Source organism: Embleya sp. NPDC025285 (genome assembly GCF_055558835.1).
In genome coordinates this window covers 118,308-132,785 of record NZ_JBVHLU010000024.1, presented here as the reverse complement: position 1 = coordinate 132,785, position 14,478 = coordinate 118,308, and the positions used below count along the sequence as shown (strand labels likewise).

Here is a 14,478-nt window from a genome sequence, read left to right as displayed (position 1 = left end):
AAGAAAAAGCGGTGCCTCGCTCGGGGCTTCGTGTCCCTCCGCTTCGCTCCGGGCCACGAAGCCCAAGTTCTGCGGCTCCGCCGCTCTCCGCGCTTCGCGCGTCGATCGCTGGGGTGGGGGTGGGTCGGGGGCGCTGACGCGCCTGGGTGGTTTCGGGTGGAGGTTGGGGGCGTTGGGCGGTCGGTGTGGGCGTGGTCGGGGCTGAGGTGGAGGTGGTCGGTGTGGGTGATCTGACGGGCAAGGTGGCGATTGTCACCGGGGCGGCGCGGGGGCAGGGGGAGGCCGAGGCGCGGCTGTTGGCCGAGCGTGGGGCGAAGGTGGTGCTGACCGACCTGCTGGAGGACGAGGGGACCGCGGTCGCCGCCGGGATCGGGGACGCCGCGCGGTTCGTGCGGCACGACGTGTCGGACGCGGGGGACTGGGCGGCGGTCGTCGAGGTTGCCGTGCGCGAGTTCGGCGGGGTGCACGTCCTGGTCAACAACGCGGGCATCATGTGGACCAAGCCGATCCTGGAGGAGACGCCCGAAGGGCTGGATCGCATCCTCAAGGTCAATCTGTTCGGGACGTTCCACGGTATCCAGGCGGTGGCCCCGCTGATGCGCGCGAACGGCGGCGGCTCGATCGTGAACATCTCCTCGCTCGCCGGGCTCCAGGGCATCCCGGGGCACGCGGCCTACGGGTCCTCCAAGTGGGCGATCCGCGGGCTGACCAAGACCGCCGCGCTGGAGTTGGGCGAGTACGGGATCCGGGTCAACTCGGTGCATCCGGGCGCCGTGGACACCCCGATGGTCGGCAACCGCTTCACCCGCGGCGCGGGCAACTTCCCCACCGTGCCGCTGCGTCGGGTCGGTGAGCCGGAGGACATCGGCGCGTTGGTGGTGTTCCTCGCGTCGGACGAGTCCTCGTGGATCACCGGGACCGAGTTCGTCATCGACGGTGGCTCGACGGCGGGCATCGTGCCCCCGGTCCGGGGGTAACGGCCGCGCCATGCGGCGGCCGATGGGCAACCGTTCGTTTGTCGTCCGATTTGCTTAGTTGTACTATGCAAATTGCGAGCCGAGAAGTCGGCAGGCACAGATCGAAGGAACGCATCATGGCTGAACTCCAGGGCCCCAACCTGACCGACAAGGTCGTCATCGTCACCGGTGGCGCCCGCGGCCTGGGTGCCGCCGCGGCCGAGCAGATCGTCGCGGGCGGCGGGCGGGTGGTCGTCTCCGACCTGCTCGACGACGGCGCCGACACCGCCGCCGCGCTGGGCGCGAACGCGCGCTTCCACAAGCACGACGTGACCAGCGAAGAGCAGTGGAAGACCGTCGTGGACTTCACGATCGCCGAGTTCGGCCGGGTCGACGGGCTGGTCAACAACGCCGGCGTGGCCACCGGCGCGATGTTCGACACCGAGACGCTCGAACACTTCGAGTTCGTGATCAAGGTCAACCTGACCGGCGTCTGGCTGGGCATGCAGGCGGTCATCCCGCACCTGAAGGCGGGTGGCGGCGGCTCGATCGTCAACATCTCCTCCGCGGCCGGACTGATGGGCCTGGCGATGACCGGCTCCTACGGCGCGTCCAAGTGGGCCGTGCGCGGGATGAGCAAGGTCGCCGCGGTCGAGCTGGGCAGCTCCAAAATCCGGGTCAACTCGGTGCACCCCGGCATGGTCTACACACCGATGACCTCGTCCGTGGGCATTCTGCAGGGCGAGGGCAACTACCCGAACACCCCGATGGGCCGGGTCGGCGAACCGAGCGAGATCGGCTCCGCGGTCGCCTTCCTGCTCTCCGACGCCGCCTCCTACGTGACCGGCGCGGAGCTGGCCGTGGACGGCGGCTGGACCACCGGGCCGACGGTCAAGTACGTCATGGGCGGCTGACCGGGGTGCGGGTCGTCGGGGCGAAGCGTTCACACCCATCGAGGAAAGGTGACCAGTCATGGCGGATCTGACCGGCAAGGTCGCGATAATCACCGGCGCCGCACGCGGCCAAGGCGCGGCCGAGGCACGGCTGTTCGTCGCGAACGGCGCCCGGGTCGTGCTCACCGACCTGTTGGCGGAGGAGGGCACGAGGCTCGCCGCGGAGCTGGGCGAGGCCGCGCGCTTCGTCCGGCACGACGTGTCGGTTCCGGCGGACTGGGCCGAGGTGGTCGCCGTAGCCGTCGCCGAGTTCGGCGGGCTGGACATCCTGGTCAACAACGCCGCGATCTACTGGACCAAGGGCTTCGCGGACGAGACGCCCGAGCGGGTCGAGCGCATCCTCCAGGTCAACTTCTTCGGCGTCTGGCACGGGATGCAGGCGGTGCTGCCCGCGATGAAGGAACGCGGCGGCGGCTCGATCGTCAACATCTCCTCGCAGGCCGGCCTGGAGGGCATGCCGGGACACGCGGCCTACGGCGCGACCAAGTGGGCCGTACGCGGCCTGTCCAAGACGGTCGCGCTGGAGGTCGGTGAGCACGGGATCCGGGTCAACTCGGTGCACCCGGGAACGATCGACACCCCGATGATCGCCGCGGTCGGCCTGGAGCAGGGGCCGGGCAAATTCCCGTCCGTGCCGCTGCGCCGGATCGCCGCGCCGGAGGAGGTCGCCGAGGTGGTCGCCTTCGTGGCCTCGGACGCGGCGTCCTATCTGACCGGTACCGAGCTGGTCGTCGACGGCGGCGCGATGGCCGGGATGATCCGGCCCGTCGGCAGCTTCTGAGTGCGCGTCGGGACTCGCGGAGGCGCTCCGCGGGTCCCGGGTGCCGCGCGAACGGCGCCGGGAAAAGGCGTTTGGATGCGGCGCGGGGGAGCGTGTAAAGTACTCGTGGTCGAGCGGGTGAGCCCGCCGGCCCAGTTGAATAGCGGGGCTGTAGCTCAGTTGGTAGAGCGCTTGCATGGCATGCAAGAGGTCCGGAGTTCAATTCTCCGTAGCTCCACAGACAAGACCGCCTCTCGGATTCGTCCGGGAGGCGGTCTTTTTTGTGCCCGTGGGCCGGTCGGAGTCATCGAGCGTCGGATGTGCGATGGGTCGGGAAAGGTGTGAAAGGCGCGTTCCGGGCATTGTCTTTCCGTGACCCCGACGACGGAGGTGGGCGTGCGATGACGGAGAGTCGGTTCTGGGAGCGGGCGATGGACCGGGCGGTCGTGCCCGGATACAGCCGGTTCGGGTACCGGGTGCGCCGGCGGGCCGGGTTTCCCGCCGACCCCGAGCCGGCCGCGCTCAAGGGGCGGACCGTCGTGGTGACCGGGGCGTCGTCGGGGATCGGCGAGGCGGCCGTGACCGGCCTGGCCAGGCTCGGCGCGACAGTGGTCCTGGTGGGCCGGAACGAGGAGCGCGCCGAGGCGGCCCGCCTGCGGGTGCTGGAGCTGGTACCGGGCGCCGAGGTGACCGTGCGGCGCTGCGACATGGGCAGCCTGCCGGACGTGGCCCGGTTCGCCAAGGAACTGCGCACCGAGCACGGCCCGCTGCACGCCCTGGTGCACAACGCCGGCACGATGCCCGAGGTGCGCACCGAGACCGCCGAGGGGCACGAGTCGTCACTGGCCGTGCACGTGCTCGGGCCGCATCTGCTCAGCCGACTCGTGGCCGCCGACCCCGCGTCCTGCGCCCGGGTGGTGTGGATGAGTTCGGGCGGGATGTACACCCAGCGGCTGCCGGTGGACGACATCGAGTACCAGCGCGGCCCGTACAAGGCGGCCGTCGCGTACGCGCGGACCAAGCGCATGCAGGTGGTGCTGGCCGAGTTGTGGGCCGAGCACCTGGGCGCCGGCGGCCCGGTCGTGCACGCCACCCACCCGGGCTGGGTGGACACCCCGGGCCTGCGCACCTCGATGCCGACCTTCCGCAGGCTCACCGCGCCGCTGCTGCGCACTCCCGAACAGGGCGCGGACACCGCCGTGTGGCTGTGCGCGGCCGACGAACCGGGCCGCAGCACCGGCCTGTTCTGGCAGGACCGGACCCCGCGACCGACCCACTACCGCTCGGCCACCCGGGAGAGCCGGCCGGACCGCGCCTGGTTCTGGCGGCGCTGCCAGGAACTGACCCACCCGTGGGCGGGGGAGTGCGGCGGTCGCGCGGACTGATCCCGAGGCGACCCGGGACCGGAACCCGGTGCGGCCTCGTGCCGACCGCGTTTTCGGCCCCGGGTCGAGACCGAGCCCCGGTCCGAGTCCGCGGCCGTCCCGAGGCCGTCCCGGGTCTGGCCCGCCCTGGCCCGACCCCCGTACCCGCCCCGGCCCTTTTCGACCGCGCTCAGGCGAGCGGGAACGCGACCCCGTGCTCCTCGATCGGGCGCGGCCCGTGGATGCGGCGGTCGGCCTCGGCGATCACCACGTCGTTGATGCTCGCTTCGCGCCGCCGCATCAGGCCGTTCTCGTCGAACTCCCACAATTCGTTGCCGTAGCTGCGCCGGAAGCCACCCGCGCCGTCGTGCCACTCGTACTGGAAGCGGACCGCGATCCGGTCGGCCGTGTACGACCACAACTCCTTGCGCAGCGCGTAGTCCCGCTCGCGGGCCCACTTCTCGGTCAGGAAGGCGACGATCGCGGCGCGCCCGGTGACGAACCGGTCGCGATTGCGCCACACCGAGTCGGGCGTGTACGCGAGCGCGACGCGTTCGGGATCGCGGGTGTTCCAGGCGTCCTCGGCGGCCTGCACCTTGGCGAGCGCGTCGGCCTCGGTGAACGGGGGCAGCGGCGGCCTCACGCGGACCACCCCGACGCCTCGATCACATCGACGAAGTTCGTGCGCTCGAAGCCCGGCACGAACCGGTCGAGCACATCGGCCTTGACGTTGCCGAACGTGGTCTGCGGGCGGTGCTCGATGCCCTCGGTGAAGGCCCGCAGGATCCGCCGCCGGAAGTCCGGGCGCGGATGCGCGGCGACCACGGCGGCGCGCGCCTCGGCCGGGATGTCGTCGAGGCCGATGCCGAGTACGTCCAGCTCGACGCCGGCGGTTACCAGCGCGACCTCGGGCTCCATTCGGGCGGGGATCCCCGGCGTGGTGTGCAGCGCGATGGCGGTCCACACGATCCGCGCGGAGTCGGCGGGCAGGCCGTGCCGCAGCAGGAAGTCGCGGGCCGCGTCGGCGCCGTCGAGCTCGAAGCGCTGTTGCGAGGCCCGGTACCCGGCGGTCAGCCCCAGGTCGTGGAACATCGCGCCCACGTAGAGCAGTTCGGGGTCGAAGTCCAGGCCCTGGCGGCGGCCCTGAAGCGCCCCGAAGAGGTACACGCGGCGCGAATGGTCGTACAACAGCGGGCCGGCGATGTCCCGGACCAGTTCGGTGGCCTCCTTGGCGAGCGCGCTGTCGGGGATGTCGACGTCGGCGATGCGGTCGGACATGAGGGCGGTCCTTTCCGAGGTGGGAGCGGCTGGTGTTCGTGGTTCGAGCCTGGCCCCGGATGCCCCTCCGACGCCATGTCCATCCGGACACCGATCCCTCGGATTCGGACACGGCCGGCGGGTAGCCTCGAAGTCATGCGACCTAGGAACGTGACGGTGCTCGCGTACGACGGAGTCCGGCTGATGGACGTCACCGCGCCCCTGGAGGTGTTCGGGACGGCCGCGCGGATGGGCGGCGCGTACACGCTGAAGCTGTGCTCGCCGACCGGTGCGCCGGTGACCACGTCCGCGGGCACCCGGCTGCTCGTCGACGCGGCCGCGACCGAGATCGACGGCACCCACACGCTGGTCGTGCCGGGATCGGTCGACTTTCCGCAACACGCGCCGCCGTTGCCGCTCCTGGACGCGGTGACCGCGCTCGCCGCGACCTCCGAGCGGATCGCGTCGGTGTGCACCGGCGCGTTCCTGCTCGCCCGGGCCGGGCTGCTGGACGGGCGCCGGGCGGTGACGCACTGGCGGCACGCGGCGACCCTGGCCCGGCGGCATCCGGGCGTCACCGTCGAGCCGGACGCGATCTTCGTTCGGGACGGCACGGTGTACACGTCCGCGGGGGTGACCGCCGGCATCGACCTTGCGCTCGCCCTGGTCGAGTCCGACGAGGGCGCCGACCTGGCTCGCGAAGTGGCCCGCGACCTGGTGGTGTTCCTGCGCCGGCCGGGCGGCCAGTCGCAGTTTTCGGTACCCTCGCGCGCCCGCGCCGCCGCCGACGACCCGCTGCGACCGGTCCTGGACGCGATCGCCACGGACCCGGCGGCCGACCACTCGCTGCCCGTGCTCGCCCGCCTCGGGGGCTTCAGCCCGCGCCACCTCACCCGCCTGTTCCACGAGCGGGTCGGCTCGACGCCGGCCGTCTACGTCGAGGCCGTCCGGATCGAGGCGGCCCAATCCCTCCTGGCCGCCGGCGCCACCGTCACGGCCGCCGCCACGCACAGCGGCCTCGGCAGCGACGAATCGCTGCGCCGAGCCTTCCTCCGCCGCCTGGGCGTCACCCCCAGCACCTACCGCTCCCGCTTCCGCAGCACCACCCAGCCCGCAGACGCCACCTCCACCACCCCCGGGCGCGTCAGCGCCCCCGACCCGCGCCCACCCCAGTGATCGACGCGCGAAGCGCGGAGAGCGGCGGAGCCGCAGAGTTTGGGCTTCGTGGCCCGGAGCGAAGCGGAGGGACACGAAGCCCCGAGCGAGGCGCTGTCGCCTCGCGAGCCGGCGACGAAGTCGCCCAGCAAGCAGCATCGCCGCCCCCACGACTCCGCCCCGCCACTCCACGCCCCCTCCACGGCCCACTCCGCCCCAGGCGCGTCAGCGCCCCCGACCCGCGCCCACCCCAGTGATCGACGCGCGAAGCGCGGAGAGCGGCGGAGCCGCAGGTTTGGGCTTCGTGGCCCGGAGCGAAGCGGAGGGACGCGAAGCCCCGAGCGAGGCGCCGTCTTTTTTCTCGGAGGAGCGAAGCGGGGGAGAGAAAAAAGGTGGTGCCTCGCGAGCCGGCGACGAAGTCGCCCAAAAGAGCGTTCACATCGGGCATCACGCGGGCACCCGCCCCGGGTGACCGTCGGAATCGGCCTGGGCCTGGCCATCGCGTGGTACGTACTGCGCGGTCTCGCCCGCCACTGGGCCTGGGCCCGCCGCTGCGTGCGGGTCCTGAGCCCGTGGACCGCACGGCTGCACGCGTGGGTGCTGTCCGCGCCGGTGACGTTCACCTACATCGCCATCTTCACCGCGTCCACGGTCGTGCAACGCACGTCGCCGCCCCGGCTGATCGACCTGCTCACCAAGCTGAACAGCACCAACCTGTTCCGGCTCGGCGACGATCCGCTGGAGGCGCTGCTCACCAGCGCGTTCTGGGTCGCCGACCACGGCTCGGGACTGGCCGGCTACGTGGTCGTGTTCGGCACGATCGTGGCCTGGGCGGAACGCCGCTACGGCTCGCCCAGGATGTTGCTGATCGGCGCGAGCGGCCACGTGTTCGGGTCGCTGCTGACCGCCGCGGTGGAGAAGGGCGCGATCGAGGCCGGCCGGCTCCCGCACAAGATCGCGTTCGCGACGGACGTCGGGGTGAGTTACGTCGAGGTGGGCTCGTGCGCCGCCGCGGTGCTGATCATGTCCGGCTGGATCCGGTTCGCGGGCACGGCGGTGATGTTCTTCTCGGTCGGCCTGCCGGTGATCGTGGACCACACCATCTGGGACTTCGGCCACCTGTTCGCGACGCTGTGCGGCCTCACCGCCGCGGCGCTGCTGCGGGCGGTCGGCCCGCTGCGCGAGCCGCCGCCGCTGCGGACCCCCTTGGTCGTGAGCACGACGACCGACCCGGTAGACTTATGACGTATTCACGCGGGGCTGTAGCTCAGTTGGTAGAGCGCTTGCATGGCATGCAAGAGGTCCGGAGTTCAATTCTCCGTAGCTCCACCGCAATCGCGAAGGCCGCTTCCGTCAGGAAGCGGCCTTCGGTCGTTCCGGGCCCGGTTGCCGGGCGCCGGCTCAGCTCAGGCCTGCGAAGAACTCCCGGACGTCGCCGATCAGCAGTTCCGGCTGCTCCAGCGACAGGAAGTTGCCACCACGCTCGAACTCCGTCCAACGCACCACGTTGTGGTCGCGTTCGGCGAACCGACGGATCGCGACGTCCTGCGGCAACGCGACGGCCACCGCCGTGGGGACCGTGCCGCGGTCCTTCGGCGCCCACGCGCTCGGATCGTGCGCCATCTCGTAGTAGAGGTTGGCCGAGGAACCGGCCGTGCCGGTGAACCAGTACAGGCTGACGTTGGTGAGCAGGGTGTCCCGGTCCACCGCGTCCTCGGGCAACTCGCTCGCGGTGTCCGTCCACTCCTTGAACTTCTCCACGATCCACCCGAGCTGGCCGACCGGGGAGTCGTGCAGCCCGTAGGCGAGCGTCTGCGGCCGGGTCGACTGGATCGCGTTGAAGCCCATCTTGTCGTCCCGGAACTCCTGGAGCCGGGCCAGCCTGGACTGCTCGCTCTCGGTCAACCCGGCGAAGTCGGCGGGGTCCTCGGACGGGAAGGTGACCAGGCCGTTGACGTGGATCCCGATGACCTTCTCCGGTGCGATACGACCCATCTCGGCCGCGATCCACGCGCCGCCGCCATTGCCCTGTACGCCGTAGCGGGCGTGGCCCAGGCGGGCCATCAGCTCGGTGAACGCGCCGGCGATCCGGCCGGTGGTCCAGCCGGGGCCGGACAGCGGCCCGGAGAAGCCGACCCCCGGAGTGTCGGTGACCACGACGTGGAAGTCGCGCGACAGCGGCTCGATCACGTCGACGAACTGCACGAACGAGCCCGGCCAGTCGTGGATCAACAACAGCGCGGGGGCGTCGGCCCGGGCCGAGCGCACGTGGGCGAAGTGGATGTCCTGACCGTCGACCTCGGTGACGAACTGCGGGAACGCGTTCAGCCGCGCCTCCGCCTTGCGCCAGTCGAACCCGTTCGCCCAGTAGTCGGCGAGGCCCCGGAGGTAGTCCGCCGGCACCCCGCGCGTCCAGTCGGGCACGCCCGGGACGTCGGCGGCCCAGCGGGTGCGGGTCAGGCGGTCGCGCAGGTCGTCGACCTCGGCCTGGGCGATCTCGATCCGGAACGGGCGGATCGCGGTGGCATCGGCGTTCGCGGTGACGTTCTCGGCTGCGGTGTTGCTGCTGTTCTCCATGAGAAGAACAGTAGGATGCCAATAGGAACACTCCGCTCCTATAGAGGCATCAGGCTGAAAGAATGTTGGAAACCTCCGCACGCTTGCTGCGCCTGTTGTCCCTGCTCCAGACGCCCCGCGACTGGCCGGGCTCCGAATTGGCCGAACGCCTGGGCGTCACCGGCCGCACGATCCGCAAGGACGTCGAGCGGCTGCGCGACCTCGGCTATCCCGTCGACGCGACCCGAGGTTCCACCGGCGGCTACCGACTCGCCTCCGGCGCCGCGATGCCGCCGCTGTTGCTCACCGACGACGAGGCGGTCGCGGTCACCGTCGGCCTGCGAACCGTCGCCCAGGGCGCGATGGCGGGCATGGAGGAGACCTCCATACAAGCGCTGGCCAAGCTGGAACAGGTGCTGCCGGCGCGGCTTCGCCGGCGGGTGCGCACGTTGCAGCGGTACGCGGTGCCGGTGCCCGCGGACCGGCCGAGCGCGAAGGTGGACACCGACGTGCTCACCGTCCTGGTCGCGGCCTGCCGGGACCGCGAGCGGTTGCGGCTGGACTACCTCGACCACGCCGGCGCGTCCACACGGCGCACCGTCGAGCCCCAGCGCGTGGTCAACTGGGGCCGCCGCTGGTATCTGGTCGCGTGGGACGTGGACCGGGGCGACTGGCGCACCTTCCGGGTCGACCGGATCACCCCGCGAACCCCGAGCGGCCCCAGGTTCGCGCCGCGCGAGGACCCGGAGGGCGACGCCGCGAGGTACGTGGCCGGCAAGGTCTCCGCCGCCGCGTGGCGACACCGCGCCCGGGTCCTGGTCCACGCGCCCGCCGCCGAGGTCCTGGAGCGGATCAACCCGGCCGTGGGCACCGTCGAGGCGATCGACGCCGACACCTGCGTCCTGGACACCGGCGCCGACTCCCTCGACACCCTGGCCGTGTACCTGGGCATGCTCGGCCACGACTTCGACGTCACCGACCCCCCGGAACTGATGGCCCACCTACGCGCCTTGGCCACCCGCTACACCCGCTCGACACCGCCGGAGCCGCCCGAGGACTGAACTCAACGCACCAGCGAGGCCACGTCGATGTCGATCGCGAACGGCACCGGAAGATCGAGACGCACGCGCTCGATCGCCGTGGCCACATACGCGCCTGTGGTCGGCTCCAATTCGAAGACGTGAACCACCGGCAGTTCGTCCCGCGGCCGAGCTGTTCGGCACCGAGGTCGTCGAGCATTCCGCCGACGGCGCCCGGTCCACGCGCCGGCTACGATGCGGCGGTCACCGGCGGGGAGTTGTGCCCAGGCTTCGAGCGAATGCGGGGTCGGCCCGGGTCGGATGCGGACCGTTTCGCGGGCCTTCGGTGATCACGATTGGGGTCTTTCCCGTCACGGTTGCGTGACGGTCGAACGAGTGGGCGAATGGTCCGGTTTCCGGTCAGTAGTGTCGCCGGACGTGAACCTCACCGCAGTACTCGTGCTGGTGCTCGCGAGCCTGCTCGCGGTCGCCGACTGGGTGGCCGTCGCCCGGGAACGCCTCCCGCTCGATCGGCTCCTGAAACCCGCGGTGATCTGTGCCCTGGCCGTCGTCGTCTGGTCGTTCGAGGACGTCGACGGGGCACTGCGCGCGTTGTTCAGCGTCGCGCTCGCGCTGTCGCTGCTGCGCGACGTGCTCGCCCCGCGCTGGTTCGCCGGCGCGGTCGCGGCCTCACTGCTCGCCCACATCGGCTACGTCGCGGGCTTCCAACGCATGGGCTGGTCCTGGCTGTGGGCGGCCGCCGGCATCGTGGTCGTGCTGTTCGCGGCGGGCGCCTACGCGGTGCGCCTGGTCACCGGCGCCCGCGAGACCGCGCCCACGTACATCGGCATGGTGCTGCTCTACATCGGCGTGGTCTCGCTGATGGTGGTCGCCGCGGCGGCCACCGGCCGGCCCAGCGCGGTGGCCGGCGCGTTCCTGTTCTACGTCTCCGACACCCTGGTCGGCTGGAACCGGTTCCGCGCGCCGACGCCGTACGCGCCGGTGTTGATCGCGGTCGCCTATCACCTGGCCCTGATCCTGCTGGTGTTGTCGCTGTCCACGGGCCCCGCCCCGGGGCTGTGACGGTCACCGCCCGAGTGCGGCCCGAGTCGGACCCGAGCCCGGCCGGACCACGACCGCATTGAAGTAACCTCAGGCCACCTGCGGTAACCTGAGGCCATGCGTGCCGTACTGCTGCTTACCGGGCCGCGCTGAGCAGGCCGGGTGGAGGACCGCTCCCACCCGACTCGGCGCGGCGACCCCTCCTGAGCGAGGGGTCTTTTCGTTTTCAGAAACGGTCGCCGCGCGCGAGCGACGACACCGGAAGCAGCCGACGGCTGCCCACACCCCGATGGTTGAGGACGATGACCGAGATGACGCAGGGTCCTGCCGGCAACACCGACGCCCCGACCGAGCCCTACCGCTACAACGCCGTCCTGGCCGGCGACATCGAGGCGCGCTGGCAGGACCGCTGGGAGGCCGACGGCACGTTCGAGGCGCCCAACCCGGCCGGCCCGCTGGCCGAGCCGGAAAAGGTCGCCGGGCGGCCGAAGATGATGGTGATGGACATGTTCCCGTACCCCTCGGGTGTGGGCCTGCATGTCGGACACCCGCTGGGCTTCATCGCGACCGACGTATTCGCCCGGTTCAAGCGGATGACCGGCCACAACGTACTGCACACGCTGGGCTACGACGCGTTCGGCCTGCCCGCCGAGCAGTACGCCGTACAGACCGGCACGCACCCGCGCGTGACCACCGAGGCGAACATCGCCAACATGCGCCGCCAACTGCGCCGGCTGGGCCTGGGCCACGACCAGCGCCGCTCGGTGGCCACCACCGACCCGGCGTACTACCGCTGGACGCAGTGGATCTTCCTGCAGATCTTCAACTCCTGGTACGACCCCCAGGCGCCCGGCGCGGACGGCGGCACGGGTCGCGCCCGTCCGATCGCCGACCTGGTCGAGCAGTTCGAGAAGGGCGACCGGGCCACCCCGGACGGTCGCGCGTGGGCCGACCTGACCGAGACCGAGCGTGCGGCGGTGCTGGACGAGTACCGCCTGGCGTACGTCTCGCAGGCCCCGGTCAACTGGGCGCCGGGCCTGGGCACCGTGCTGGCCAACGAGGAGGTCACCGCCGACGGCCGCAGCGAGCGCGGCAACTTCCCCGTGTTCAAGTCCAACCTGCGGCAGTGGATGATGCGGATCACCGCGTACTCCGACCGCCTGCTGGGCGACCTGGACAAGCTGGACTGGCCCGAGCCGATCAAGATCATGCAGCGCAACTGGATCGGCCGATCCGAGGGCGCCAAGGTCTCGTTCGCCACCGACGCGACGCCGATCGAGGTGTTCACCACCCGGCCCGACACGCTGTTCGGCGCCACCTACATGGTGCTGGCACCCGAGCACGAACTGGTCGACGCGATCGTCGCGGACGCGTGGCCCGAGGGCATCCCGGCGGTGTGGACCGGCGGCGCGGCCACACCCGCCGAGGCGGTCGCGGCGTACCGCCGGTTCGCCGGCTCCAAGAGCGACGTCGAGCGGCAGAGCGAGGGCAAGGACAAGACCGGCGTCTTCACCGGCGCCTACGCGAGCAACCCGGTGAACGGCGAGCGGGTGCCGATCTTCATCGCCGACTACGTGCTGATGGGCTACGGCACCGGCGCGATCATGGCGGTGCCCGCGCACGACCACCGCGACTTCGAGTTCGCGCGCGCCTTCGAGCTGCCGATCCGCTGCGTGGTCGAGCCCGCCGACGACCGCTCGATCCAGGACACCACCGACTGGGCCGACGCGTTCGTCTCCTACGACGCGAAGCTGGTGAACAGCTCCGGCGAGGGCATCTCGCTGGACGGCCTGGGCGTGGTCGACGCCAAGAAGGCGATCACCGAGTGGCTGGCCGAGCGCGGCATCGGCGAGGGCACGATCAACTTCAAGCTGCGCGACTGGCTGTTCTCCCGCCAGCGTTACTGGGGCGAGCCGTTCCCGATCGTGTTCGACGAGGACGGCGTCGCGCACGCGCTGCCGGACTCGATGCTGCCGGTCGAACTGCCCGAGATCGACGACTACCGCCCGCGCACGTTCGACCCGGACGACGCGGACACCAAGCCCGAGACGCCGCTGTCGCGCAACGCCGACTGGGTGAACGTGGAGCTGGACCTGGGCGACGGGCCCAAGCGGTACCGCCGTGAGACCAACACCATGCCCAACTGGGCCGGTTCGTGCTGGTACGAGCTGCGCTACCTGGACCCGACCAACACCGAGGTGCTGGTCGATCCCGAGGTCGAGAAGTACTGGATGGGGCCCAGGCACGAGGGCCACACCGGCGGCGTGGACCTGTACGTCGGTGGTGTCGAGCACGCGGTGCTGCACCTGCTGTACTCGCGTTTTTGGCACAAGGTGCTGTTCGACCTGGGCCACGTGTCCTCGTCCGAACCGTTCCACCGGCTGTTCAACCAGGGCTACATCCAGGCGTTCGCGTACAAGGACGAGCGCGGCGTCTACGTCGAGGCGAGCGAGGTCGAGGACCGGGACGGGAAGTTCTTCCTGGGCGAGCAGGCGGTCACCCGCGAGTACGGGAAGATGGGCAAGTCGCTGAAGAACTCGGTGACGCCCGACCAGATGGCCGAGGAGTACGGCGCGGACACGCTGCGCCTGTACGAGATGTCGATGGGCCCGCTGGAGATCTCCCGGCCCTGGGACACCCGCGCCGTGGTCGGCTCGTACCGCTTCCTGCAGCGGCTGTGGCGCAACATCGTGGACGAGCGGACCGGAGCGCCGATCGTGGTCGACGAGCCGGCCGACGAGGCCACGCTGCGGGCCACCCACAAGGCGATCGACGGCATGCGGCGGGACATGGACGCGCTGCGCTTCAACACCGCCATCGCCAAGGCGATCGAGCTGAACAACACGCTGGTCAAGCTGCCGGCGGTGCCGCGCGAGATCGCCGAGAAGCTGGTCCTGATGGTCGCGCCGCTGGTGCCGCACGTGGCCGAGGAGCTGTGGTCGAAGCTGGGCCACGGCGACACGGTCACCTACGAGGCGTTCCCGCAGGCGGATCCGGCCTACCTGGTCGAGGACGCGGTCACCTGCGTCGTGCAGATCAAGGGCAAGGTCCGGGCCCGCCTGGAGGTCCCGCCGAGCATCGGCGAGGACGAGCTGAAGGCGCTGGCGCTGGCCGATCCGACGGTTCTGGCCGCGCTGGACGGAGCCGGCGTGCGGATGGTGATCGTCAAGCCGCCGAAGCTGGTGAACATCGTTCCGGCGTAGCCGAGTCGGCGGGGGTCGGTCGGTCGCCGAGTGTGATTCGACCGGCCCTCGGCGGGCCCGGCGCGGGTTCGCCGAGGGTTCGTCGAGGGTCGATTTCCGGCCCGTGTCGGTCCCGTTTCCGGTCGGTGACGATCGGTCTGGAACGCGGTGTTTTCCGCCGCGTGCGTATCCGAGCGCCTCGGCGGCGTTAGTG

At 71.1% G+C, this 14,478-nt stretch carries 13 protein-coding genes and 2 tRNA genes; 11 read left to right on the top strand and 4 right to left on the bottom strand.

Going from position 1 to position 14,478, the window contains the following annotated elements:
* Positions 1-221: 221 nt before the first annotated feature.
* From ACZ4FV_RS18730 to ACZ4FV_RS18710, 5 genes are all read left to right on the top strand, one after another.
* Positions 222-977, top strand: a complete 756-nt coding sequence (locus tag ACZ4FV_RS18730) for a glucose 1-dehydrogenase (RefSeq protein ID WP_395862828.1) — start codon at positions 222-224, stop codon at positions 975-977.
* A gap of 116 nt (positions 978-1,093) precedes the next feature.
* Positions 1,094-1,870 (top strand): glucose 1-dehydrogenase, encoded by a 777-nt coding sequence (locus tag ACZ4FV_RS18725; protein ID WP_402231979.1) that lies wholly within the window; start codon positions 1,094-1,096, stop codon positions 1,868-1,870.
* Positions 1,871-1,928: 58 nt separating this feature from the next.
* Complete coding sequence (locus ACZ4FV_RS18720) at positions 1,929-2,690, top strand: glucose 1-dehydrogenase (RefSeq protein WP_402231978.1); 762 nt, start codon at positions 1,929-1,931, stop codon at positions 2,688-2,690.
* Positions 2,691-2,834: 144 nt separating this feature from the next.
* Positions 2,835-2,907 (top strand) — tRNA-Ala (locus ACZ4FV_RS18715).
* Between the two features lie 163 nt (positions 2,908-3,070).
* A complete protein-coding gene (locus ACZ4FV_RS18710; RefSeq protein ID WP_395862822.1) occupies positions 3,071-4,054 on the top strand; it encodes an SDR family NAD(P)-dependent oxidoreductase in 984 nt (327 codons plus the stop codon).
* A gap of 169 nt (positions 4,055-4,223) precedes the next feature.
* On the opposite strand, the gene ACZ4FV_RS18705 is transcribed toward ACZ4FV_RS18710, so the two are convergent.
* Together ACZ4FV_RS18705 and ACZ4FV_RS18700 are read right to left on the bottom strand one after the other, a co-directional pair.
* Complete coding sequence (locus tag ACZ4FV_RS18705) at positions 4,224-4,676, bottom strand: nuclear transport factor 2 family protein (protein ID WP_402231976.1); 453 nt, start codon at positions 4,674-4,676, stop codon at positions 4,224-4,226.
* Positions 4,673-5,311, bottom strand: a complete 639-nt coding sequence (locus ACZ4FV_RS18700; protein WP_465322920.1) for an HD domain-containing protein — start codon at positions 5,309-5,311, stop codon at positions 4,673-4,675. The genes ACZ4FV_RS18705 and ACZ4FV_RS18700 overlap by 4 nt, the downstream gene beginning before the upstream one ends.
* A 135-nt stretch (positions 5,312-5,446) precedes the next feature.
* On the opposite strand from ACZ4FV_RS18700, the gene ACZ4FV_RS18695 reads away from it, so the two are divergent.
* From ACZ4FV_RS18695 to ACZ4FV_RS18685, 3 genes are all read left to right on the top strand, one after another.
* A complete protein-coding gene (locus ACZ4FV_RS18695; RefSeq protein WP_465322919.1) occupies positions 5,447-6,466 on the top strand; it encodes a GlxA family transcriptional regulator in 1,020 nt (339 codons plus the stop codon).
* A gap of 447 nt (positions 6,467-6,913) precedes the next feature.
* The gene (locus ACZ4FV_RS18690) at positions 6,914-7,690 is read left to right on the top strand and encodes a rhomboid-like protein (protein ID WP_395861860.1); all 777 of its coding nucleotides are present in this window, start codon (positions 6,914-6,916) and stop codon (positions 7,688-7,690) included.
* A gap of 11 nt (positions 7,691-7,701) precedes the next feature.
* Positions 7,702-7,774: transfer RNA gene (locus ACZ4FV_RS18685), tRNA-Ala, on the top strand.
* A gap of 72 nt (positions 7,775-7,846) precedes the next feature.
* On the opposite strand, the gene ACZ4FV_RS18680 is transcribed toward ACZ4FV_RS18685, so the two are convergent.
* Positions 7,847-9,022, bottom strand: coding sequence for an epoxide hydrolase family protein (locus ACZ4FV_RS18680; protein ID WP_402231972.1), 1,176 nt, complete (start codon positions 9,020-9,022; stop codon positions 7,847-7,849).
* Between the two features lie 62 nt (positions 9,023-9,084).
* On the opposite strand from ACZ4FV_RS18680, the gene ACZ4FV_RS18675 reads away from it, so the two are divergent.
* Positions 9,085-10,062 carry a helix-turn-helix transcriptional regulator gene (locus tag ACZ4FV_RS18675; RefSeq protein ID WP_465322918.1) on the top strand — a complete coding sequence of 326 codons (978 nt, stop codon included), beginning with the start codon at positions 9,085-9,087 and terminating at the stop codon, positions 10,060-10,062.
* A gap of 2 nt (positions 10,063-10,064) precedes the next feature.
* Here the strand turns inward: ACZ4FV_RS18675 and ACZ4FV_RS18670 are convergent, their stop codons facing one another.
* Positions 10,065-10,190: a hypothetical protein gene (locus tag ACZ4FV_RS18670; protein ID WP_395861864.1), complete on the bottom strand. Its 126-nt coding sequence runs from the start codon at positions 10,188-10,190 to the stop codon at positions 10,065-10,067.
* 268 nt (positions 10,191-10,458) lie between these two features.
* On the opposite strand from ACZ4FV_RS18670, the gene ACZ4FV_RS18665 reads away from it, so the two are divergent.
* Together ACZ4FV_RS18665 and leuS are read left to right on the top strand one after the other, a co-directional pair.
* Positions 10,459-11,103 carry a lysoplasmalogenase family protein gene (locus tag ACZ4FV_RS18665; protein WP_465322917.1) on the top strand — a complete coding sequence of 215 codons (645 nt, stop codon included), beginning with the start codon at positions 10,459-10,461 and terminating at the stop codon, positions 11,101-11,103.
* A gap of 281 nt (positions 11,104-11,384) precedes the next feature.
* On the top strand, positions 11,385-14,285 hold the full coding sequence (leuS, locus tag ACZ4FV_RS18660; RefSeq protein ID WP_395861868.1) for a leucine--tRNA ligase: 2,901 nt from the start codon (positions 11,385-11,387) through the stop codon (positions 14,283-14,285).
* Positions 14,286-14,478: the final 193 nt, after the last annotated feature.

Coding starts and splice junctions, on each gene's coding strand:
- ACZ4FV_RS18725 (WP_402231979.1), top strand. CDS start 1,094: ATGGCTGAACTCCAGGGCCCCAACCTGACCGACAAGGTCGTCATCGTC.
- ACZ4FV_RS18720 (WP_402231978.1), top strand. CDS start 1,929: ATGGCGGATCTGACCGGCAAGGTCGCGATAATCACCGGCGCCGCACGC.
- ACZ4FV_RS18710 (WP_395862822.1), top strand. CDS start 3,071: ATGACGGAGAGTCGGTTCTGGGAGCGGGCGATGGACCGGGCGGTCGTG.
- ACZ4FV_RS18700 (WP_465322920.1), bottom strand. CDS start 5,311: ATGTCCGACCGCATCGCCGACGTCGACATCCCCGACAGCGCGCTCGCC.
- ACZ4FV_RS18695 (WP_465322919.1), top strand. CDS start 5,447: ATGCGACCTAGGAACGTGACGGTGCTCGCGTACGACGGAGTCCGGCTG.
- ACZ4FV_RS18680 (WP_402231972.1), bottom strand. CDS start 9,022: ATGGAGAACAGCAGCAACACCGCAGCCGAGAACGTCACCGCGAACGCC.
- ACZ4FV_RS18675 (WP_465322918.1), top strand. CDS start 9,085: ATGTTGGAAACCTCCGCACGCTTGCTGCGCCTGTTGTCCCTGCTCCAG.
- leuS (WP_395861868.1), top strand. CDS start 11,385: ATGACCGAGATGACGCAGGGTCCTGCCGGCAACACCGACGCCCCGACC.